We start from the raw sequence: 21,415 nt of genomic DNA on the forward strand, positions 1-21,415 counted from the left end.
GGCAGCGGTGTGGACAGGCGCCGAAGCCCAGGTACGCGCCGCTGTCGGGGCGCATCTCCGCGGGCGTGTTGCTGGGGTCGGCGTTGGCCGAGGCGTTGCGGGCTGGTGGGCAGGAGGTCGTCCGGTTGGTGCGGCGGAAGCCGCGCGAATCCGGTGAAGCGTACTGGCAGCCGTCCGAGCAGGTGATCGACCGGGCCGCGCTCGAAGGCGCCGAAGGCGTGGTGCACCTGGCCGGAGCGCCGATCGCCGACAAGCGGTGGAGCGCGGCGTACAAGCGGGAACTCGTCGCCAGCCGCGTCGACGGCACCCGGGTCCTCGTGAACGCGCTGCGCGAGCTGTCCAGCCCGCCCGAGGTGCTCGTGTCCGCCTCTGGAGTGGACTTCTACGGCGACACCGGCGACCGGGTGGTCGACGAGGACCAGGGCAAGGGCACGGGCTTCCTGGCGGACCTGTGCGAGCGGTGGGAGGGCGAGGCCCGGCGGGCCGAGGAGGCGGGGATCAGGACGGTGCGGCTGCGGACCGGGCTGGCGCTGGGCCGGCGCGGCGGGGCACTGGGCCGGATGCTGCCGATCTTCAGGATCGGGCTGGGGGCGCCGCTCGGGTCGGGGAGGCAGTACTGGTCGTGGATCACCGTGGACGACTGGGTGGGGGCCGTACTCCATGTCCTGAAAAATCGGGATGTGGCGGGGCCGGTCAACCTCACCTCCCCCTCCCCCGTCACCAACGCCGAGTTCACCCGCACGCTCGCGAAGGCCCTGCACCGGAGCGCGATGCCGATCCCCGTGCCGGCGTTCGCGCTCTCCCTCGGCCTGGGCGAGTTCGCGCGGGAGGGGCTGCTGCCCGGGCACCGGGTCCTGCCGCGCAAGCTGATTGACAGCGGCTACCGCTTCGCCCATACCCGCCTCGACGAGGCGCTGCGCGCCGTACTCTAGTGGCCGTTCATCCTTCAGCAACGGGGAGATCATGACATGACCCGGTCAGGACAGTCGCACATACTCGCGATCGGCGGCGGCTCTTTCCGCCCCAGCCCTCGTTACAGCTTCATCGAGGCGAGTGGGCTGCTGCGCTACGGCCTGGACCTGACCGGCCAGGACCGGCCGAAGCTCGGCCTGCTGGCGACCGCGACGGGCGACTCGGCCGACTGGCTGCTGAAGATGTACGGCGCCTTCCAGGGCTGGGACGTCGAGCTGAGCCACCTGACGGTGTTCCCGATGCCCAATGTCGCCGATCCCAGGGCGTGGATCCTGGAGCAGGACATGATCTATGTGAGCGGCGGCAGCGTGGCCAACCTCATGGCGTTGTGGCGGCTGCACGGGCTCGACGAGGCGTTCGAGGAGGCGTGGCGGGCCGGGGTGGTGCTGTCGGGGCAGAGCGCGGGCGCCCTGTGCTGGCACGTGGGAGGCAACACCGACTCCTTCGGCCCCGAGCTGCGGATCTGGTCCGAGGGCCTCGCCCTGCTGCCCTACTCGTGCGGCGTCCACTACGACTCCGATCCGCAACGCCGCGCGCTGCTGCAGGCGTCGGTGGCGAACGGCGAGCTGCCCGGCGGGTACGCCGCCGACGAGGGCGTCGGGCTGCACTACGTGGGCACGGAGTTCATCCAGGCGGTGACCGTCGAGCCGGGCGGCTACGCCTACCGGCTGGAGCACGACGGTGCGGGCGGGGTCAAGGAGTTCAGGATCGAGCCCCGTACGCTGACCACCTGAATTTCCCTTCAAGGGTGAGGGAACGGCACAATAGGCTCATGCGCCCCATCCACGGGGACGATCCCCACGCACTAGCCATCGTCCGCCTTGGTGTCGACGTCCCCTACGAGCAGGCCTGGTCGCTGCAGCGCTGGGTGCACGGCAAGCGCGTCGCGGGAGAATTGCCCGACACCGTCCTGATCCTCGAGCACGCGCCCGTCTACACCGCGGGCAAGCGCACCGCCCCCCACGAGCGCCCGTCCGACGGCACCCCGGTCGTCGACGTCGACCGGGGCGGCCGCCTCACCTGGCACGGTCCCGGCCAGCTGGTGGCCTACCCGATCGTCGGCGTCACGGACGTGACCGCGTACGCCGACCGCCTGGCGGAGACGATGATTCAGGTGTGCGCCGACTTCGGCGTCTCGGCCCGGCGGGTGCCCGGCCGGGGCGGCGTCTGGGCGGTCGGCGATCCCAGCCTCGGGCTGCCCGACCGCCAGCTCGGCGCGGTCGGCATCCGGGTCGCGCGCGGCGTCACCATGCACGGCTTCGCGCTCAACTGCGCCAACGATCCCCGGTGGTTCAACCGGATCGCGCCGTGCGGGCTGCCCGACGTGGGTGTCTCGTCGCTGTCGGCGGAGACCGGCCGGCGCATCGTGGTGGAGGAGGTCATACCGATCGCGGAGAAGCGCCTGGCCGAGGCGCTCGGCCTGGAGCCGTTCGACCTCCACGAGGAAGACCTGCTCCGCAGGTAACGCGGGAATCGGCGCGGATCGACGACGAGCTGCCGGCCCACCACACCCGGGCGATCCGCGGCTTCGGGCTCATCACCTGACCCTTGAACGGGCCGGTTCACCACGAGACGTAAGCTGGGACAGTGACCGTTGCTCCTGAAGGCCGAAAGCTCCTCCGCCTGGAGGTGCGTAACGCCGAAACCCCTATCGAGCGCAAGCCCCCGTGGATCAAGACCAAGCTCAAGACGGGCCCCGAATACACCGAGCTGAAATCGCTCGTGCGCCGCGAGGGCCTGCACACGGTCTGTGAAGAGGCGGGCTGTCCGAATATCTACGAGTGCTGGGAAGACCGCGAGGCGACCTTCCTCATCGGCGGCGACCAGTGCACGCGCCGCTGCGACTTCTGCCAGATCGACACGGGCAAGCCGAAGGAGTACGACCGCGACGAGCCGCGCCGGGTCGCCGAGTCCGTCCAGCAGATGGGCCTGAAGTACGCGACCGTGACCGGCGTGGCCCGCGACGACCTGCCCGACGGCGGCGCCTGGCTCTACGCCGAGACCGCGCGCCAGATCCACGGGCTGCTGCCCGGCTGCGGCGTCGAGCTGCTGGTGCCCGACTTCAACGGCAACCGCGAGCAGCTGGAGGAGGTCTTCTCCAGCAAGCCCGAGGTGTTCGCGCACAACATCGAGACGGTGCCGCGGATCTTCAAGCGGATCCGTCCCGCGTTCCGCTACGACCGCTCGCTCGGGGTGATCACGACGGCCCGTGAGGCCGGGCTGGTCACCAAGTCCAACCTGATCCTGGGCATGGGCGAGACCCGCGAGGAGGTCGTCGAGGCCATGCGCGACCTGCACGCGGCCGGCACCGACCTGCTGACGATCACGCAATACCTGCGGCCGACGCCGCGCCACCACCCGGTGGAGCGCTGGGTCAAGCCGGAGGAGTTCGTCGAGTTGCAGGCCGAGGCCGAGGCGATCGGGTTCGCCGGCGTACTGTCCGGACCACTGGTCCGCTCGTCCTACCGGGCGGGCAAGCTCTACAAGCAGGCCATCGAGGCTCGCCAGACCGCTTGAGGAGACGGCCCCGGGCCTGCCGCCCGGGGCTCCTTCATGTCCGGAGGACGGCGGGGCGGGCCGGAGTCGCGAGCCTCGAAGGCCCGGTGACACGGCTGGTTCGGGCGTCTTTCGCGTGATCAACAGCGTCGCTACCATGGCAGGGCAGCCGACGGAGGGCGACGGGCATGGCCGTTCTGATCCGCACGAGTGACCTGCCGGCCAAACGCCGCCACGACGCCTGGCGGACCATTGTGTGCGACACGCTGGGCCCGCTCGACCTGCGGATCGACCCCGACGCGCCGCTGCGGGGCGAGATCGCGGCCGGGCAGCTGGGGCCCGTGGGCGTCGGCCGGGTGCGCACGTCCACGCCGCACAGCGTGCACCGGACCGCCGGGCTGATCCACCGCGACAACCCCGAGCTCTACCGGGTCGTGCTGGCGATCTCGGGCAGCCCGCGCCTGGGCCAGGACGGCCGCTCGACCCAGCTCAGCCGGGGCGAGTTCGCGATCTACGACTTCACCAGGCCCTACGAGCTGGCCTACGACAGTGCGGTGCAGCTGGCCGTCTTCAGCTTCCCGCGCGACCTGCTCGCCCTGCCGATGGACTCCGTCGCCGAGCTCACCGCCCTGCCCATCAGCGCGGAGTCCGGCGCCGGCGCGCTGGCCGTGCCGCTGCTGCGCCGCGTGGCCACGGACTACGAGACGTACGCGCCGGGCAGCGCGGCCCGGCTGTCGGCCGTGGTGATGGACCTGGTCAGCGCCGCGGTCGCCGAGCGCCTGGAGCTGGCGCGGGCGCTGCCCGCCGACTCGCGGCAGCGTACCCTGCTGCTGCGTATCAACGCCTTCATCGAGGAGCGCCTGGGCGAGACCGACCTGGACCCGGGCGCGGTGGCGGCGGCGCACCACATTTCCGTGCGCTACCTGCACCGGCTGTTCGAGGCGGAGCACACGTCGGTGGCCGCCTGGATCAGGCAGCGGCGCCTGGAGCGCTGCCGCGCGGAGCTGGCCAGGGGCGGCGACGAGCCGGTGAGCGCCATCGCGGCCAAGTGGGGACTTCCGGACTCGGCGCACTTCAGCAGGCTGTTCCGGCGCGCGTACGGCATGACGCCGGCGGAATACCGCCGCGCGAGCGCGGTGCGCTGAACGTCAATTCGCCTGGCGCCCAGATCCAAGACCGGCGAGCCCTTGATCGGCAGACTGAAGGTGTTCGCCCGCTCGATGGAAGGGATCAGGAAAATGCAGCTCTTCGTCAACCTGCCGGTCAAGGATCTCGACCGGTCGCAGAAGTTCTTCACCGACCTCGGCTTCACCATGTTCGGCATGGCTGAGGGCATGGCGTCGGTGATCATCAGTGAGCAGACGCAGGTGATGTTGCTGACCGAGCCGGTGTTCGCGTCGTTCACCACCAAGGACGTCGCCGACGCCGGCAAGGCCACTGAGGCGATCCTGGTGCTCGGGATGGAGAATCCCGAGCAGGTGGACGAGCTGGTCGACAACGCCCTGGCGGCCGGGGCCACCCCGGCGGGTGTGAAGCACGAGGACGGCATCAGGTACCAGCGCGGCTTCGCCGACCTCGACGGCCACCACTGGGAGGCGCTGTGCCTGGTGCGACCCGCGTCCTGAGCGGCAAGGCGATCTCCGCGGACGGCACCGCGATCGCCTACGACCGATGCGGCTCCGGCCCGGCGGTGGTCCTGGTCGCCGGCGCGATGATGGACCGGGCGCACCCCACGCTGGCCGGGGTGGCGGCCGCTCTGGCGCCGTGGTTCACGGTCTGCGCCTACGACCGCAGGGGCCGCGGCGACAGCGGGGACACCCCGCCCTACGCCGTGGAGCGGGAGGTCGAGGACCTGGCGGCCGTCATGGGCGGCGAGCCGGCCATGGTGTTCGGCGGCTCGTCCGGCGCCGCGCTGGCGATCGAGGCGGCCGTGCGGCTCCCGGGCATCGCCCGGCTGGCGCTGTGGGAGCCGCCGTACCACGTGGACGGCAGCGCGCCCGCGCTGCCGCACGACTTCGCGGCGGAGCTGGCCGCGCTGGTCGGGGCGGGCAGGCGAGCGGAGGCCGTCGAGCGGTTCATGGTCGAGGCGGCGGAGGTGCCCGCCGAGACCGTGGCCGGGATGCGCGCGCAGCCGTTCTGGCCGCAGATGGAGGCGGTGGCGCACACGCTGGCGTACGAGGCCGCCGTGCTGGGGCCCGGCAACGCGTTGCCCGCCGCGCGGCTCACGGCGATCAGGCAGCCGACGCTCGTGCTCAACGGCGAGGACAGCCCCGGGTGGATGCGGAACGCGGGAGCGGCGGTCGCGGCTGCGGTGCCGGGCGCGGTCCGCCGGGTGCTGGACGAGCAGACGCACGACGTGGCTCCCGGGGCGCTGGCCCCCGAGCTGCTGGAGTTCTTCGTGGCCGGTGTTGGGTAACGCTAAGGCCACAAACCTATCGAGTACTCGGTTTTCTGGTGAAGACTGGGCACGTGGACTTAGACGAACTGATCGGCCGGCTGGATCTCTGCACCAAGATTCGACTGCTCACCGGAGCGGACATGTGGTCGCTCCCGCCGATCCCCGAGATCGGCCTCGACCGGCTCGTGATGAGCGACGGCCCCATCGGCGTACGCGGCGAGCAGTGGAGCGCGGGCGACCCGTCGATCGCGCTGCCGAGCCCGACCGCGCTCGCCGCGACCTGGGACCGGGACCTGGTGACGGCGGCCGGGCGGCTGCTCGCCCAGGAGGCCAGGCGCAAGGGCGTGCACGTGCTGCTCGCCCCCACGCTCAACCTGCACCGCACCCCGCTCGGCGGCCGGCACTTCGAGTGCTTCTCCGAGGACCCCTACCTGACGGCCGAGGTCGGCGCCGCGTACGTCATGGGCGTGCAGGCGGGCGGCGTGGGCACCACGCCGAAGCACTTCGTGGCCAACGACTTCGAGACCGACCGCTTCACCGTGGACGTGCGGGTGAGCGAGAAGGTGCTGCGGGAGGTGTACCTGCAGCCGTTCGAGTGGGTGGTTCGGGCCGGCGCGTGGGGCGTCATGACCGCCTACAACTCGGTCAACGGCACGACCATGACCGAGCACTCGGACCTGGTCATCGGGCTGCTCAAGGGCGAGTGGGGTTTCGACGGGTTCGTCGTGTCCGACTGGACGGCGGTGCGGTCGACCGAGGCCGCCGGCCTGGGCGGGACCGACGTGGCCATGCCGGGGCCGCACGGGCCGTGGGGCGAGCGGCTGGAGGCGGCGGTGCGCGAGGGGCGGGTGCCCGAGGCGGCCGTCGATGACCGCGTCCGCCGCATCCTGCGCCTCGCCGAGCGCGTCGGCGCCCTGCGCGCCTCCGAGCCGCCCGCCGCCGCACCACCCGGCACGCAACCGCACGCCGGGCCCGGCGCGGCTGAACAGGCGGGCGCCGAGCCGATCGACGGCATCGAGCCGATCGACGGCGTCGCGCTGGCCCGTGAGATCGCGGCGCGCGCGTTCACCCTGCTCACGAACGACGGTGTCCTGCCCCTGCGGGAGGTGCGCACGATCGCCGTGATCGGCGCGGCCGCGAGCGAGGCCCGTGTCATGGGCGGCGGCAGCGCCCAGGTCTTCCCCGACCGGGTCGTCTCACCGCTGGAGGGGCTCGGCGAGCGCGCCGAGATCCGGTACGCCCTCGGCACCGACCCCCGGGTCCGCCTGGCCCCGCTCGCCTCCCCCACCAGGGCCCTGTTCCTGGACGCGGACGGCGGCGTGCTGGCCGAGCACCCGCTGGCCACCGGCGAGGCCCGCTGGATCGGCCAGCTGCCGCCCGGCGTGGACGGCGAGCGGCTCACGGCGGTCCGGCTGCTGACGACGTACACGCCGAGGGTGCCGGGCGAGCACCAGCTGTCCGTCGCCGGCGTGGGCGCCTTCACCGTCACCGTGAACGGCGAGACCGTCCTCGACGACACCATCACCCTGCCGGGCGGCGACCCCGCTACGGCGTTCCTGTCACCGCCCGAGCGCCGGATGACCGTGCCGATGACAGCGGGAGAGGCGTACGAGCTGACCGTGACGCATCCGGCGGGCACGCTCGGCACCATGGCGTTCGTCTCCTTCACCCTCGGCCACGCCGACCCGAGCCCCGGCGAGGAGGCGCGGATGGCGGAGGCCGTGCGGGTGGCGGCGGAGTGCGACGTGGCGGTGGTCGTGGCCGGGACCACGCCGGAGGTGGAGAGCGAGGGCTTCGACCGTACGGACCTCAGGCTGCCGGGCCGCCAGGACGAGCTGGTCCGCGCGGTGGCCGCGGCCAACCCGCGCACGGTGGTCGTGGTGAACGCCGGCTCGCCGGTCGAGATGCCGTGGGCCGAGGAGGTGGCGGCGGTGCTGCTCACCTGGTTCCCCGGGCAGGAGGCCGGGGCGGCGCTGGCCGACGTGCTGTTCGGTGACGCCGAGCCGGGCGGGCGGCTGCCCACCACCTGGCCGCGCCGCCTGGAGGACGTTCCCGTGGTGAACGTGACGCCCGTGGACGGGGCGGTGCCGTACGAGGAGGGTGTGTTCATCGGGTATCGGGCGTGGCAGCGGTCGGGGCGCACGCCGGCGTTCTGGTTCGGGCACGGTCTGGGGTACACGACCTGGTCGTACGACTCGATCGTCGCCGAGGGGAGCGCGGTCACGGTGGCCGTCACCAACACCGGCGATCGCCCGGGCCGCGAGGTCGTGCAGTTCTACGTCTCCGACGGAGCGGAGCGGCGGCTGGCCGGGTTCGACGTGGTGGAGGCCGAGCCGGGACAGACCGTGGTCACCACCGTCTTCCTGCCCGAGCGGGTCTTCCAGGCGTGGGAGGACGGCTGGCGCACGGTCGAGGGTGCGTACACGGTCGAGGCGGGACGGAATGTGGCCGATCCGCGACTGTCGGTCACCGTGAAGATCTAGGCCGGCAGCGAAATGACCGGGGCGCGTTTCCCATTCCGCACGAGTTGGTTTGTATCCTTCTGAGCATGGCAAAGTCCGAGGACCAAGAGAAGCCGGGGCGCATCAAGCAGCTCCGCATGATCGCGAAGATCATAAAGCAGGCCAATCCCAAGGGGATGCCGATCGTCTTCCTTTCGGCGGCGGGCACGCTGGCTGTGGTCGTCGTGATCGGCCTGGTCACGGACTACCTGTGGTATTCGGTGTTCATCGGCATCCTGGCCGCGTTCACCGTCGGGTTGGTGGTGTTCGGGCAACTCGCGCAGAAGGCGCAATACTCGATCCTGCACGGCCAGACCGGCGCCGCGGCCGCGGTGCTGCAGGGCATGCGGGGCAACTGGCAGGTCACCCCGGCCATCGCGGTCAACCAGAACCAGGACCTGGTCCATCTCGTCCTGGGCGCTCCGGGGGTCGTGCTGGTGTCCGAGGGCCCGGGCAACCGGGTGGCGAAGATGCTGGCGGCCGAGAAGAAGCGGGTCGCGCGGGTGGTGCTGGGCATCGAGATCTACGACATCCAGTGCGGTGACGACGAGGGGCAGGTGCCGCTCGGCAAGCTGCAGCGCCACATCATGAAGCTGCCGCGCAACCTGAAGAAGCCCGCGGTCAACGAGGTGAAGGACCGCCTGCGCTCGCTGCCGCGAAACATGCCGCTGCCCAAGGGCCCGATGCCCAAGGGCGCCCGCATGCCGCGCGGCCCGAAGATGCGCTAGTGCCGTCCGTCTCATCGCGGGCCAATCGCGGCTGGTGGGACGGCAACGCCGACGACTATCAGGTCGAGCACGGCGACTTCCTGCGCGACAGCGGGTTCGTGTGGTGCCCGGAGGGCGTGGACGAGGCCGACGCGCACCTCCTCGGTGAGGTGCGCGGGCGGCGCGTGCTGGAGATCGGCTGCGGCGCGGCGCAGTGCGCGCGGTGGCTGGTGACGCAGGGGGCCGAGGTGGCGGCGTTCGACATCTCGCACCGCCAGTTGCGCCACTCGCAGCGCATCGACCTGGACACCGGGGCGCACGTCCCCGTGGTGCAGGCCGACGCCGAGTCGCTGCCGTTCGCCGGCGCCGCCTTCGACCTGGCCTGCTCGGCGTTCGGGGCGCTGCCGTTCGTGGCCGATCCTCTGGCGGTGTTCCGTGAGGTACGCCGGGTGCTCAGGCCGGGCGGCCGGTTCGTGTTCTCGGTGAGCCATCCGATCCGGTGGGCGTTCCCCGACGATCCGGGGCCGCGCGGGCTGACGTCCGACCGGTCCTACTTCGACCGCTCGCCTTACGTGGAGCGGGACGAGCACGGCACGCCGGCGTACGTCGAGCACCACCGGACGCTGGCCGACTGGGTGAACCTGCTGGTCGCCGCCGGACTGACGATCACCGGCCTGCTGGAGCCGGAGTGGCCGGAGGGGCACGACCGAGTGTGGGGCGGCTGGAGCCCGCTGCGCGGCCGCCACCTCCCGGGCACGGCGATCTTCAGCTGCGCCCGTACCTAGCCGCCATGGCGTGGAAGACCTCCTTGGGCTCCCACCGGGTGTCGTCGAGCATCCTGACCACGCCGTAGGAACCGAGGTCGGCCGCGCCGGGCCGGGTGTAGGCGGCGAAGGTGAACCACATCGCGGCGGCCACGCCCTCCTGCTCGAAGACGTCCATCAGCTCGGTGAAGTAGCGGACCTGCTCGCCCTCGTCGCGTACCGCGTCGTCGGGCACCACCCACGCCGCGCCGCCCCGCTCGCCCGCGCCCCGGTACGCGCAGGTGCCGAACTCCGTCACCGCGACCGGCTTGCCGTGCTTGAAGTGGGCGCGCAGCTCGTCGGCGAAGTCGCCGGCGTTGTAGGACGCGCGGTAGGCGTCGACGCCCGCCACGTCGAACGGCGCCCAGTCGACCTGCTCCCACGGCGCCGAGGCGTAGCTGAGCCGGCCGCCGAACAGCGGCCGCACGGTCTCGGCCACCGCCGCCAGGTAGCCGTTGAAGCGCGGCATGACCTCCATCAAAGACGTCCACCAGGCCATGTCGGCGGTCATCATCGCGTTGAGCCGCTCACCGTAGGAGCCGCCCTCGATGAAGCCCCTGCCGAACGCGGTGATCTCGCAGCCGGTGACCAGCACGACCTCGGCGCCGGAGCGGCGTAAGGACTCGGCCCGTCCGGCCGCGTCGGCGAAGAGGACCAGCATCTCGTCCTGCGTGAGGTCCACGGGGAACGGTGCGAACCACACCTCCAGGCCCGCGGCGGCCGCGTGCTCGGCCGCCACGCTCAGCCGCTCGGGATCGCCGCCGGAGATCCTCACGACCTCGCAGTGCAGATCGCCGGCGATCACCCGCATCTCGCGGGCGACGGTCTCGGCGTCGAACACCTTCCTGGACAGGTCGTCACCCGGCAGGAACCCCGTGTCATAGTTGATGCCCTTTTTCACGATTTTTCCCCTTTATCGATGAAAAGCCGTACTCGAGAAGGTCGAAGGCTCGCTCGACGTCGTCCGCCAGCCGCCGGCCCGCCTCCTCCAAGGGCTCTCCCGCGGCGATGCGCTGGAAGAACGCCTCCTGAACCGTGGTGACGGCGGCCACGATCTGCCCGGCCATGAGCTGCGCCGTCAGATCGCCCCCGGGAGGCGCCGCCGGATCGCCCCCGCGCCCGTCCCCGCATCCGCCCGCGAGCACGGCGGCCAGCTCGTAGCGCTCGCTCATGCGCACCCCGTGCAGCGCGCCCATCAGGGCCGGAGCCGACGAGATCACGCGAACCCTGGCCAGCAGCGCCTCGACATCCACCTCGCCCGCGCCTCGGGCGGCCATCGACCGGTAGTGCGCACGCAGGGCGTCGAGCGGCGAGCACCCCTCCGCGCGGCCGGCCACGACCGCCGCCAGGTCGTCCTTCACCCCGTCGGTGACGAGACATTCCTTGGCCGGGAAGTAGGTGAACAGCGTCACCTTGGCGACCCCGGCCGCCTCGGCGATCTCGTTGACGGTCACCGCGTCGTAGCCGCGCTCGTCGAACAGCCGCAGCGCCACGTCGGCGATCCGCCGCCGCGTCTGCTCCTTCTTCCGCTCCCGAAGTCCCGCCATCATCACAGGGACAGCATAAACCGTACCGGGTACATTTTTGAACCCGGTACGGTTTTTTATCGGGTCACATGCGGACGACCATGGTGTTGGACGCGCGGTCGTGCACCCCGCGGTGGTCGCGGTCCCAGATCAGGGCCGGCACGGCCAGGGAGAGCAGCACGGTACGCACCAGCACGGGCAGCAGCCGGGGGTTGCCGCCGTCCATCGCGGCGACCCTGATCCCCATCAGCCGGTGCCCGAACGTCTGCCCCATGAGCCCGACCAGGATCAGATACTGGACGGCGAACACGGCCACGGGCGCCCACGGCGACTCGGCCGGGTTCATCCTCAGCAGCAGCTGCACGACGACCCACGTGCAGATCATCCAGTCGATGACCAGCGCGCCGATCCTGCGCCCCCATCCGGCGATCGATCCGCTGCCCTCCTCGGGCAGGCCCAGCCGCTGACCCGGGTATCCGAGGTCGACCCCGGCGGCCCGGACCCCGCCGAGCCACGTCTGCGTCCACCGAGGTTCCTTGCTGCTCATGCCATCAACGGTAGCCGCACAGCAGGGCGGTCGGAATTGTGACCCATCCGCGTCGCAAGGCGGCCAAGATGTACGCCATGCCACACGGGGATGACCTTGAAACGCGGTTCAACGAGCTGGTCGCGCAGATCGATGCGGAGGAGCGGCGCAAGATGCGGGCCGCCGCCAAAAAAGGGGCCAGGACCAGGCGCCCAAGCCGTTCAGAACGCCCGCCCGGCCGGGCCGATCATCCGCCGGACGGCCGGCCCGGGCACTTAGGCGGGCCGCCGCGCCGGATCGGGCGGGCCTGGCTCGCGATGGCCACGATCACGGCGTTGATCGCCGCCGCGGGCGTGGTCATCACCTTCCGGCCCGACCTGCTCGCCCCCTCGGGCGCGATCCCCGAGGAGACCATGCCGGTGGCCGCGGCTCCCGTGCCCGAGGAGACGCAGCCGGTGGAGCCGGAGCCGGCCGAATCGCAGCCCGTGGAGTCAGAGCCGGTGGCGGGGCCGTTCGAGGGGTCGAAGGCGGAGGACTACGCGGAGGGCGTGGCGGGTTTCGTGATGCCCGAGGCCAAGGCCATCGGCGGGCTGTCGAAGAAGGACGTGGCCAAAGGGCTGGAGCGGGCGCGGCAGTTGCTGGCGGCCTCCCGCCTCCATCGCAAGACGCTCATGGGCGGCGAGCCGAAGCCCTTCATCGCGTTGCTCTACCCCGAGGAGCGCTCCTGGTTCCGCAAGAACCTCCACCGCGAGGGAAAGCGCAACACCCGGTCATGGGTGACGAGCTTCGCCCCGAAGACCGCGGAGCCGGCCAGCGACGTGATCAAGGTGAACGGCAGGACGAAGCTGTCGGCGCTCAAGAAGGACGGCATCACCGGCGCCAAGCTGGAGACCAACTACGTGATCGTCTACGCGATCCGGCGGCCCGGCCAGCCCGGCACGACGATGCGGCTGGTGGTACACCATCGTGGCAGCGTGCTGGTGTACCGCGACTCGCGCGGGTTGGTCACCTGGGTGGAACGCTGGGGTGGCAGCGCGACCCCAGCGCGGTGCGACGTACCCGACGACGGATATATCCACCCGTTCTACCGCGACTCCGTCCCCGACAAGGAGGGCCCGGCGGGCGCACCCGTGGACCCGTACGACCTCGACGCGCCCGAGCACAAGGGCGAATGCCGGCCCTCCACGGGCGCGTGAGCCCCCATGGCGCTACGCTGACGCTGCGTAACATGTGCGAAACAATCGAGACACCATACGGAAACCGCCGAGCTCTAGCGTCGGAATGATGGCCAGTCCCCAGGGAGGTTCGAGAGTGTTCAACTCCGCCGACGACGTCCTGAAGTTCATCAGTGACGAAGGGGTGCAATTCGTCGATGTCAGGTTCACCGACCTGCCGGGGACGACGCACCACTTCACCTTCCCGGTAGAGAACTTCAGCGCGAGCGTCTTCACCGACGGACTCATGTTCGATGGCTCGTCGATCCGCGGATTCCAGCAGATCCACGAGTCCGACATGCTCCTGTTGCCCGACCCGACCAGCGCGGTGGTGGACCCGTTCCGCCAGCACAAGACGCTCAACATCAACTTCTTCGTGCACGACCCGCTGACAGGTGAGGCCTACAGCCGCGACCCGCGTAACGTCGCGCGCAAGGCAGAGGAATATCTCAAGGGCACCGGCATCGCCGACACCGTCTACTTCGGCCCCGAGGCCGAGTTCTACATCTTCGACGACGTGCGCTTCGAGACGAAGGAAAACGCCGGCTACTACTACATCGACTCCATCGAGGGCGCCTGGAACACCGGCAAGGCGACCGAGGGCGGCAACCTCGGCTACAAGCCGCGCTACAAGGGCGGCTACTTCCCGGTGCCGCCGATGGACCACTTCACCGACCTGCGCTCGGAGATGGTGCGCAACCTCATCGAGTGCGGCATCGACGTCGAGATGCAGCACCACGAGGTCGGCACCGCGGGCCAGGCGGAGATCGACTTCAGGTTCGGCACGCTGCTCAAGACGGCCGACAACCTGATGCTCTACAAGTACGTCATCAAGAGCACGGCCCTGGAGTACGGCCACACGGTCACGTTCATGCCCAAGCCGATCTTCGGTGACAACGGCTCCGGCATGCACTGCCACCAGTCGCTGTGGAAGGACGGCTCGCCGCTCTTCTACGACGAGGTGGGCTACGCCGGCCTGTCGGACACGGCCCGCTACTACATCGGCGGCCTGCTCAAGCACGCCCCGTCGCTGCTGGCCTTCACCAACCCGACGGTCAACTCCTACCACCGCCTGGTCCCCGGCTACGAGGCCCCGGTCAACCTGGTCTACTCGCAGCGCAACCGGTCGGCGTGCGTCCGCATCCCGATCACGGGCTCCAACCCGAAGGCCAAGCGCATCGAGTTCCGCGTGCCGGACCCGTCCTGCAACCCGTACTTCGCCTTCGCGGCGATGCTGATGGCGGGCCTCGACGGCATCCGCAACAAGATCGAGCCGCCGGAGCCGGTCGACAAAGACCTCTATGAGCTCCCGCCGGAGGAGGCCCGCAACATCCCGCAGGTGCCCGGCTCGCTCACCGACGTGCTCAACGCGCTGGAAGAGGACCACGACTACCTGCTCGAGGGCGGCGTGTTCACGCCTGACCTGATCGAGACGTGGGTCTCGTACAAGCGCGAGAACGAGGTCGACCCGATCCGGCTGCGCCCGCACCCGCACGAGTTCGAGCTCTACTACGACGTGTGACCGCACGGTTTTCCGGCCTCGGCGATCTCCCCGGAAACGGGCGCTGACCTGGTAAAACCTTGTGGTTAGTTGTCGTTGTTTGTCGTTGCTGAGCAACGTCAGAAGGAACAGAGAGGTAACAGAACGACCCGGCACCGTAAATCGGTGCCGGGCCGTTCTGCGCTGGTGGGGCTGATGATAGCGCTCCCGCAATCGTCACCTCGCCGCCTGCTCCGCGTAGTGCGCGTCCTCCCACGCTTCCACATCGGCGACCTTGTACCGGACATGCTTGCCGAACCTCATGAAACGGGGACCGCCGCCGCGCGAGTTCCAGGCGTAGACGGTCATGACGGGCACCCCCAAGCGCTCTGCAAGCTCCCCTGGGCTCAGCGCACTTGACGCAATTGGCGCACATTGGCGCGTCATAGGCTTCACTGAATCTTGGCGTGGCCGCTGGCCAGGACCGTTAGACCCGACACCAGCAGCACCGTGCCGCCCACCAGGCCCCACGTAGCGGCCGCGAACATCCAGACCGCCATGACGGTCAGCACGATGCCAACCAGTCCCCCACCGAGCCGTTCCAGCGCTATCAGCGCCACGCCGACCGCGAGGACGACCAGCGGCACCGCCACCGCCAGGTTCACGCCGCGGACCTGCGCCAGGGGCGCGGCCGCCCACACGATCGCCAACCACGCCGACACCGCTGCGATCCGGACAAGCTCCCTCATCAGACCTTCATCCTCTCCATGATCTCCTCGGGCAGCGCGAACGCCTCTCCCCCGTCCTTCTCGACCAGCCACACCCGGCCGTCCTTCACCAGCCGCTTGAGCTGGGCGTTGATCTCGCTCGGCGGCGCCGTCACGCGCCGTTTGAGCACGCGGTGCAGCAGCTCCCCGATCTCCAGCGCCAGGCCGTCCGCCTCAGCCAGGACATCCACGATCGCGGCCTTCACGTCGCCCGGCGTCGCACGCGGCTCATCCGGGCGGCGGCCGCCGGCGTGGGGCTCCCGCCCGGTCTTCTTCGCGTCAATGAACTCCTCAATCCAGCCCATCGTCAGGTCGTCGATCCGGCCTCCTGCGGGCTGGCAGGCGATGTACTTCGGCTTCTCGGTGTACAGCCACCGCATCAGCGCGGCCCGCCGGTCGATGCCGGACAGGTAGGCGAGGCCCTGCGTCAGCGACCCGTTCTCGGCGGGAGGAACTACCCGAGGACCTACGCGATGCCGTGCAGGCCATCTGACATGCGGAAACACAAAATGCCCCCGCTCGCCTCCGGAAGAGGTGAGCGGGGGCTTGGTCATTTGACTTGAGAGTCGCCATCTCTTCCCTGCGCGACTACACACCGTAGTTCTAAGCTCACGCCAACACGGTCGACAAATAGGAAGATCATCACATGAACCCTCTCGCTGACATCCTCAACGCCCGCTTCTCCGACACCCCTCTCAGGATCGGCACCCGCACCTCCACGACGATGGAGGCGACCCCGGCCTCCGGGCGGCGCCCCCTCCAGATCGAGCCGTGTAACCCACGTGCTGCCGTCGATACCGGTCACGCTTGGCTCACCGAAGGGGCGGACATGCTCCTGCTGGAGCCCGCGCTGTGCTGCGCTGACGTGCTCATGCTTCTCCGGCAGGGATCCAGCGCGCCGCTCGCGCCGTTCTCCATGTCCGGCGAGTACACCCGTCTCGCCCAGGACGGTGAGCTGACCCTTCTACTGGAGGTGTTCACGTTCCTGAAACGGGCGGGCGCAGACCAGATCATCACCTACGCGGCCGCCGACCTCGCTCCAATGCTGTCCTGACTCGCGCCGGGGGCAGTACCCAGGATGCACGAAGGACGTCCCCCGCCGTAGCCCCGCCCCTCCCAGAAAGGGAGTCGGTTGATCAACAACCGGAATGCCTCAACGCGAAACACGGCCCGGAGATGGACCCGGCCAGATAGCCGGAGTGCTTCCAACGGTGCACCCACGCGCTGCGGGCCTATGGGACGGGGCCACGCTGAGACTGCTCCCCAGCCGGCGAGCCGAAATTCAGGGGAAGGCGAAAGCGGCCTGCGGACAACAACAGGTGACCGATGTCCCGCCGACCTCAAGGCCTGTGAATGAATGAGCCCTATTTGGCCGATCCCCCGGGCGACGCCCCACCGTCGCAGGACGACGCCGTGGTGATCGAACGGTCCTGGGACGAACCCGAGCGTTTCGGCGCCGTCTTCGACGCGCACTACGCGGAGATTCACCGGTACGTATCCCGCCGGCTCGGTCCGCACGCCGCCGACGACGTCTCCGCTGAGACGTTCGCCCTCGCCTTCCGTCAGCGTCGCCGCTACGACACGAGCCACCGCAGCGCCCGCCCCTGGCTCTACGGCATCGCGACCAACCTCATCAGCCGGCACCGCCGCAACGAGGTGCGCCTCCTTCGTGCCGTGGACCGGCTGCATCCGGAGGCGAACTCGGCCCGAGGTCACGAGGACGAGGTGACAGCGAAGGTGAGTGCGCAAGCCGTCAAAGGCACGCTGGCCAGGGCCATCGCCGCCCTGCCCGCGGACCAGCGTGACGTGCTGCTGCTGGTGGCGCTTTCGGGGCTGAGCTACGACGAGGTGGCGCAGGCTCTGGACGTGCCCTTCGGCACGGTGTCCTCGCGGCTCAACCGGGCTCGCAAGAAGCTACGCAAGGCGCTGGGCGGAACGAACCCGCTGTTTGACGAGGAGGAGACACATCGATGAACGAGCTGCATCTCGTACGTGGGCTGTACGACGACCCGGCCCCGCCTTCCGCAGAGGCCGTGACGGCCGCCCGTACCCGGATGTTGAGCCAGAACGACACCGCACGGCCACGCTCTCGCCGTACGTGGCGCATGCCGCTCGGCTTGGTAGCCGCTGCCACGGCCGCGGCCGTGGCAGCGGGTATGACGCTCGCTCACGACGATCCCGCACGACCACCGACAGGCGTGCAGGCCATCCCTCTCGCTCTGTCGCCTCGCGACATGATGCTGGCCGCCGCCTCTCAGGCGGAGCTGCAGCAGCAGGGCCGCTACTGGTACACCCACCAGCGCTCCGCCTTCGTGGCGCTCGCGCTCGGCAGGACCGGTGGCTACGTCGTGGAGGAGCGCCGCGAGATCCTCAGATGGACGGGGCGCGCCCGCGGCGACGGCGAGTCCTTCTACGGCCGCTCCTTCGCGGGTAAGCCCCAGACCAGCGCCGACGCCGATGCCTGGCGCGCGGCGGGTTCCCCTTCGAGCTGGACGGTGGGCTCGTCGGGCGTGAGCAGGACCGTCAGGACGAAGTCTGGTGCCTGGCAGGAGGAACATCCGAACGACCAGGGCGGCGGCACATTCCTCATCGGCGGCGTCGGCCAGTTCACCTATCAGGAGCTCCAAGAGCTGCCTACCGACCCCGGAGAGCTGCGCAAGCTGCTGTGCGAAGGCTCGGTCAAGTTCATAGCGGGCGGGTCTGGAGCGCCGAGGCGCTGCAACGGCCCCACAGGGGTGCTCGGCCGGGTCTACTTCGCCCTCGTAGATACGCCCGTGCCGCCCAAGGTGCGAGCCGGTCTCATGCGCCTGATCACCGATTATCCGGGCGTGCGGCAGCTAGGCGCCGTCACGGATCCGCTCGGCCGGTCGGCGGTCGGCCTCGCGGTCCCATTCGACAGCGCCGATGGCCGTGGGAAAATCCAGCGGGAGGTGCTCTTCGACCAGAAGACCGGCAAGGTCCTGGGCAGCCGTGACATCCAGCTTGAACCAGGCCCCAAAAGCCAGAAGTGGCAGGTTCCCGGCAGGACGCTGAGCTACCGGGCGGTCTTGGACACGGGCTGGAGCAACGCCAAGCCCACCCCTCCCGACTAGAGCAGCGGACTGCGCGGGCTCGACAGCTCCTAGCATGGGAAAGGCCCCGTGATCGCTTCTGTGATCACGGGGCCGTTTCTGTTTGGTCTACGTCGAGACCAGCACCGCGCGGGAGAATGGATCGCCCACCGCGACGGCTGGTGTCAGGTGCAGCCACCGGAACTGCGAGCCGGTGCCGATCGCGTCGATCTCCCCCGTCACGTCCGTCCCGGCAGCCAGGTCCCACGTGTCGGTCGCCACCTTCGCGGCCTGCATGCGGCCGCAGTCGATCAGCAGCCGCTCCCCCGCCAGCAGACCACCCGGGCGCAGCACCCACCCGCCCGTGGCCACGTCCCCGATGGACGGCTGCACGGCCGGGCCGGTGAAGCGCAGCAGCGCGTCCACGATGGGCCCGGTCGAGCCCGCGAGCGTGGTCACCGCCTGGGCGAGCTGGTTGGGTGCGCCCGTCCAGTTGGATTCGGTCTCGTCCCGCCACAGCGCACCGGGCACCTCGACGACCGCTGTGATGCGGGCGGTCGCGGCCCCGGTGTTGACCTCCGGGTCGGAGTTCGCGGTGATCGTCACGTCGGCGACGCGGACGATGCTGCCTGCCTGGTACCGGAGCTTCATCAGCCGATGCCGCACCCCCAGAAGCGCGCTCAGCGCCTCCAGGTTGCGCTCCATCTGCTCATAGCCGCCGTCCGCCCCCGCAGGGGTGACCGAGCTGATCTTGAAGGCGAGGCCGAACGTCGTGGCCTCCAGGTCGAGCCCGACGACCGGGATGTCACCGTGCCGGCCTGGCACGCTGTCGACCCCAAGGTCGTCGAAGCGCTGGTCACCCGGCGCGCCCGGCTCCGGGAGTCACCGCTGGCGAAGCTCACTACGCGCGAACTCGACGTCTTGCGGGAGATGGCCCAGGGCCGGGGCGGTGCTGGCATCGCCGCTCACCTGGCGCTATCGGAGTCCTCAGTGGAGAAACACGTAAACGCGATCTTCACCAAGCTGGGATTGAGCGGCGAGCAGGCCATCCACCGGCGGGTCGCGGCGGTGCTGGCGTTCCTGCGCGACGCCGGTCTCCGCCCTCCGGGTTGAAGCAGCGTTCCGCCCGGCCGGAATTGCCGCCACCGCCGTCCTGGAAGCCTTCCGCATCAATCGGATGCAGGCATGGCGTTATCGGCGCTACCACACCTGCCTGCTACTTTATGTAAGGGATTGATTGCAATGCGTGTCATAGGGGGCTGGTGTGAAGGTTGACTGCGTCGGCGGCGGCCCCGCCAGCCTGTATTTCGCGGTCCTGATGAAACGAGCGGACCCGTCCCACGACATCACCGTCTACGAGCGATACCCGGAAGGCTCGACGTACGGCTGGGGAGTGACCTACTGGGACGATCTCTACAACAATCTCCACTCCGCCGACCCCGAGTCCGCCCGTGCCATCGGCGACGACTCGGTCCGCTGGGACACCTGGGTGGCGCGCGTCCACGGCTACCGCCCGCCGTGCCTGGTGGAGAGCTGGGACGTGGGCTTCGGCATCAGCCGGAGCCGGCTGCTCGCCATCCTCGCCGACCGCGCCCGCTCCCTCGGCGTCCGCATCGAGTACGAACGCGAGATCACCAGCGAGGAGGAACTGACCGGCGCGGACCTGATCGTCGCCGGCGACGGCATCAACAGCGCGCTGCGCCAGCGCCACGCCGGCCACCTCGGCACGGAAGTCGCGGTCGGCCGCAACGCTTACCTCTGGCTCGGCACCACCAAGGTGTTCGACTCCTTCATCTTCGCCTTCATCGAAACCCCGCACGGCTGGATCTGGTTTTACGGCTACCGATACAGCAATGAGCACAGCACCTGCATCATCGAGTGCCTACCCGAGACTTGGGCGGCGCTCGGGTTCGACCAGGCGAACGAGGCCGACAGCCTGGCCCTCCTGGAAAAGCTCTTCGCCGACATCCTGGACGGCCACCCGCTGATCGGCCAGGACAACGCCGGCGAGAGCGCCCGCTGGCTGAACTTCCGCACGCTGACCAACGAGAGGTGGCACTACGGCAACCTCGTCCTGATCGGGGACGCCGCGCACACCACCCACTACTCCGTTGGCGCGGGCACCGCACTCGCGTTCGGGGACGCTGCCTGCCTCGTCTACGCGCTGCACGCCAAGCCGCAGCTCGAGCCCGCACTCGAGTTCTACGAGCGGGAGCGCCAGGCCGAGATCCGGCCCATGCAGAAAGCGGCCCGCAACAGCGCCCGCTGGTACGAGAGCCTCCCGCGCTACGCCAACCTCCCATCGGAACAGCTGCTCGCCCTGCTCGCCCAGCGGCACTCGGCGCTACTCCCGTACGTGCCGCCCCGGCTGTACTACCGGTTCAACCAGGCGCTCAAGCACGCCGCGTGGCTCTGGTCGAAGATCGCATCCCGCGGAACACCCGGATGAGCCGATCACGTGGACCTGGGCAGCGACTGGTGGCCGCGGTGGTACGACGGATAGGCGATGACGCCCCTCCTGAGCCAGTCGCCGGGCCTCGACACACTGCTGCGCGTCGCACGTCGCGGTCACGTACGCCCCGTCGCAGTCCTGCTCGACCACGCGGGGCCGGGCACGGCACCAGTTGCAGGCGGGCAGCTGCTCGACCTGGAGCGGCAGCTCCGCGAGACGAGCCGCGCGCCTGGCGTTGACCACCCGGTTGAGGTCGTCGGTGATGACGGGCTCGAACCAGTCGTGGCCGAGGAGCTCCAAGCGGTAGCCGCGGTCGCCGACAGGGACGTACTTCACGATTCCTCCGATGCAGGTCGGCCCAGATGGGCCGGATGAGTGCGTTACGCTGGGAAGCACTGGGTCCTCGTTGTGGCGACGAGGGCCGGGCTTTCTGTGGTGATTGGTGGATGGCCGGGCCTGTGGCGGGCCCGGCCATCAGCATTTGCAGGGCTAGACGTCGTTCCAGCACACCCCGACGTGGTGC

At 69.9% G+C, this 21,415-nt stretch carries 25 protein-coding genes; 18 read left to right on the forward strand and 7 right to left on the reverse strand.

Annotated elements, in window-relative coordinates; genetic code table 11:
• The first annotated feature begins 65 nt into the window (after positions 1-65).
• The 10 genes from EJK15_RS46280 to EJK15_RS46325 all read left to right on the forward strand — a co-directional run bounded on the left by EJK15_RS46280 (position 66) and on the right by EJK15_RS46325 (position 9,859).
• A complete protein-coding gene (locus tag EJK15_RS46280; RefSeq protein WP_420847141.1) occupies positions 66-932 on the forward strand; it encodes a TIGR01777 family oxidoreductase in 867 nt (288 codons plus the stop codon).
• A 36-nt stretch (positions 933-968) separates the two neighbouring features.
• On the forward strand, positions 969-1,706 hold the full coding sequence (locus EJK15_RS46285) for a Type 1 glutamine amidotransferase-like domain-containing protein (protein ID WP_138716833.1): 738 nt from the start codon (positions 969-971) through the stop codon (positions 1,704-1,706).
• Between the two features lie 38 nt (positions 1,707-1,744).
• Positions 1,745-2,437: a lipoyl(octanoyl) transferase LipB gene (gene lipB / locus EJK15_RS46290; RefSeq protein ID WP_138716834.1), complete on the forward strand. Its 693-nt coding sequence runs from the start codon at positions 1,745-1,747 to the stop codon at positions 2,435-2,437.
• A 122-nt stretch (positions 2,438-2,559) separates the two neighbouring features.
• Positions 2,560-3,489, forward strand: coding sequence for a lipoyl synthase (gene lipA, locus EJK15_RS46295; RefSeq protein ID WP_138716835.1), 930 nt, complete (start codon positions 2,560-2,562; stop codon positions 3,487-3,489).
• Between the two features lie 167 nt (positions 3,490-3,656).
• Complete coding sequence (locus EJK15_RS46300) at positions 3,657-4,613, forward strand: AraC-like ligand-binding domain-containing protein (RefSeq protein WP_138716836.1); 957 nt, start codon at positions 3,657-3,659, stop codon at positions 4,611-4,613.
• A 42-nt stretch (positions 4,614-4,655) separates the two neighbouring features.
• Complete coding sequence (locus tag EJK15_RS46305; RefSeq protein WP_206061514.1) at positions 4,656-5,093, forward strand: VOC family protein; 438 nt, start codon at positions 4,656-4,658, stop codon at positions 5,091-5,093.
• Positions 5,069-5,884, forward strand: coding sequence for an alpha/beta fold hydrolase (locus tag EJK15_RS46310; protein WP_138716837.1), 816 nt, complete (start codon positions 5,069-5,071; stop codon positions 5,882-5,884). Before EJK15_RS46305 ends, EJK15_RS46310 begins: the two co-directional genes overlap by 25 nt.
• A gap of 53 nt (positions 5,885-5,937) precedes the next feature.
• Positions 5,938-8,349, forward strand: a complete 2,412-nt coding sequence (locus EJK15_RS46315; RefSeq protein WP_138716838.1) for a beta-glucosidase family protein — start codon at positions 5,938-5,940, stop codon at positions 8,347-8,349.
• 65 nt (positions 8,350-8,414) lie between these two features.
• Complete coding sequence (locus EJK15_RS46320; RefSeq protein WP_138716839.1) at positions 8,415-9,095, forward strand: DUF4191 domain-containing protein; 681 nt, start codon at positions 8,415-8,417, stop codon at positions 9,093-9,095.
• Positions 9,095-9,859: a class I SAM-dependent methyltransferase gene (locus EJK15_RS46325; RefSeq protein ID WP_138716840.1), complete on the forward strand. Its 765-nt coding sequence runs from the start codon at positions 9,095-9,097 to the stop codon at positions 9,857-9,859. The genes EJK15_RS46320 and EJK15_RS46325 overlap by 1 nt, the downstream gene beginning before the upstream one ends.
• Here the strand turns inward: EJK15_RS46325 and EJK15_RS46330 are convergent.
• From EJK15_RS46330 to EJK15_RS46340, 3 genes are all read right to left on the reverse strand, one after another.
• Complete coding sequence (locus EJK15_RS46330; protein ID WP_206061515.1) at positions 9,840-10,778, reverse strand: hypothetical protein; 939 nt, start codon at positions 10,776-10,778, stop codon at positions 9,840-9,842. The genes EJK15_RS46325 and EJK15_RS46330 overlap by 20 nt on opposite strands.
• Positions 10,756-11,427: a TetR/AcrR family transcriptional regulator gene (locus tag EJK15_RS46335; protein WP_240777650.1), complete on the reverse strand. Its 672-nt coding sequence runs from the start codon at positions 11,425-11,427 to the stop codon at positions 10,756-10,758. Before EJK15_RS46335 ends, EJK15_RS46330 begins: the two co-directional genes overlap by 23 nt.
• A gap of 61 nt (positions 11,428-11,488) precedes the next feature.
• Entirely contained in the window at positions 11,489-11,950 is a 462-nt protein-coding gene (locus EJK15_RS46340) for an RDD family protein (RefSeq protein ID WP_138716842.1), read from the reverse strand.
• Positions 11,951-12,027: 77 nt separating this feature from the next.
• Between EJK15_RS46340 and EJK15_RS46345 the strand changes: the two genes are divergently transcribed.
• Together EJK15_RS46345 and glnA are read left to right on the forward strand one after the other, a co-directional pair.
• The gene (locus tag EJK15_RS46345) at positions 12,028-13,125 is read left to right on the forward strand and encodes a hypothetical protein (RefSeq protein ID WP_138716843.1); all 1,098 of its coding nucleotides are present in this window, start codon (positions 12,028-12,030) and stop codon (positions 13,123-13,125) included.
• 115 nt (positions 13,126-13,240) lie between these two features.
• Positions 13,241-14,665 carry a type I glutamate--ammonia ligase gene (glnA, locus tag EJK15_RS46350; RefSeq protein WP_138716844.1) on the forward strand — a complete coding sequence of 475 codons (1,425 nt, stop codon included), beginning with the start codon at positions 13,241-13,243 and terminating at the stop codon, positions 14,663-14,665.
• Between the two features lie 195 nt (positions 14,666-14,860).
• Here glnA and EJK15_RS76680 read toward each other — a convergent pair whose 3' ends face one another.
• From EJK15_RS76680 to EJK15_RS46365, 3 genes are read right to left on the reverse strand one after another with little or no spacing between them, the layout of a single operon-like run.
• Positions 14,861-15,070, reverse strand: coding sequence for a helix-turn-helix transcriptional regulator (locus EJK15_RS76680; RefSeq protein ID WP_138716845.1), 210 nt, complete (start codon positions 15,068-15,070; stop codon positions 14,861-14,863).
• 5 nt (positions 15,071-15,075) lie between these two features.
• On the reverse strand, positions 15,076-15,372 hold the full coding sequence (locus EJK15_RS46360) for a hypothetical protein (RefSeq protein ID WP_138716846.1): 297 nt from the start codon (positions 15,370-15,372) through the stop codon (positions 15,076-15,078).
• On the reverse strand, positions 15,372-15,944 hold the full coding sequence (locus EJK15_RS46365; protein ID WP_138716847.1) for a hypothetical protein: 573 nt from the start codon (positions 15,942-15,944) through the stop codon (positions 15,372-15,374). The genes EJK15_RS46360 and EJK15_RS46365 overlap by 1 nt, the downstream gene beginning before the upstream one ends.
• Positions 15,945-16,036: 92 nt before the next feature.
• Between EJK15_RS46365 and EJK15_RS46370 the strand changes: the two genes are divergently transcribed.
• The 3 genes from EJK15_RS46370 (at position 16,037) to EJK15_RS46380 (ending at position 18,482) form a co-directional block, all read left to right on the forward strand.
• Complete coding sequence (locus tag EJK15_RS46370) at positions 16,037-16,444, forward strand: hypothetical protein (protein ID WP_138716848.1); 408 nt, start codon at positions 16,037-16,039, stop codon at positions 16,442-16,444.
• A 299-nt stretch (positions 16,445-16,743) separates the two neighbouring features.
• Positions 16,744-17,364, forward strand: a complete 621-nt coding sequence (locus EJK15_RS46375; protein WP_138716849.1) for an RNA polymerase sigma factor — start codon at positions 16,744-16,746, stop codon at positions 17,362-17,364.
• The gene (locus EJK15_RS46380; RefSeq protein WP_138716850.1) at positions 17,361-18,482 is read left to right on the forward strand and encodes a CU044_5270 family protein; all 1,122 of its coding nucleotides are present in this window, start codon (positions 17,361-17,363) and stop codon (positions 18,480-18,482) included. Before EJK15_RS46375 ends, EJK15_RS46380 begins: the two co-directional genes overlap by 4 nt.
• Before the next feature lie 87 nt (positions 18,483-18,569).
• On the opposite strand, the gene EJK15_RS46385 is transcribed toward EJK15_RS46380, so the two are convergent.
• The gene (locus tag EJK15_RS46385) at positions 18,570-19,265 is read right to left on the reverse strand and encodes a hypothetical protein (RefSeq protein ID WP_171074925.1); all 696 of its coding nucleotides are present in this window, start codon (positions 19,263-19,265) and stop codon (positions 18,570-18,572) included.
• Here EJK15_RS46385 and EJK15_RS46390 point away from each other — a divergent pair.
• The 3 genes from EJK15_RS46390 to EJK15_RS46400 all read left to right on the forward strand — a co-directional run bounded on the left by EJK15_RS46390 (position 19,251) and on the right by EJK15_RS46400 (position 21,267).
• Complete coding sequence (locus tag EJK15_RS46390) at positions 19,251-19,553, forward strand: response regulator transcription factor (RefSeq protein ID WP_171074926.1); 303 nt, start codon at positions 19,251-19,253, stop codon at positions 19,551-19,553. The two genes, EJK15_RS46385 and EJK15_RS46390, sit on opposite strands and share 15 nt — an antisense overlap.
• Before the next feature lie 151 nt (positions 19,554-19,704).
• On the forward strand, positions 19,705-20,889 hold the full coding sequence (locus tag EJK15_RS46395) for an FAD-dependent monooxygenase (RefSeq protein ID WP_138716853.1): 1,185 nt from the start codon (positions 19,705-19,707) through the stop codon (positions 20,887-20,889).
• 57 nt (positions 20,890-20,946) lie between these two features.
• Positions 20,947-21,267 carry a hypothetical protein gene (locus EJK15_RS46400; RefSeq protein ID WP_138716854.1) on the forward strand — a complete coding sequence of 107 codons (321 nt, stop codon included), beginning with the start codon at positions 20,947-20,949 and terminating at the stop codon, positions 21,265-21,267.
• Positions 21,268-21,415: the final 148 nt, after the last annotated feature.

It is taken from the genome of Nonomuraea basaltis (assembly GCF_005893125.1).
GTDB classification, from domain to species: domain Bacteria; phylum Actinomycetota; class Actinomycetes; order Streptosporangiales; family Streptosporangiaceae; genus Nonomuraea; species Nonomuraea basaltis.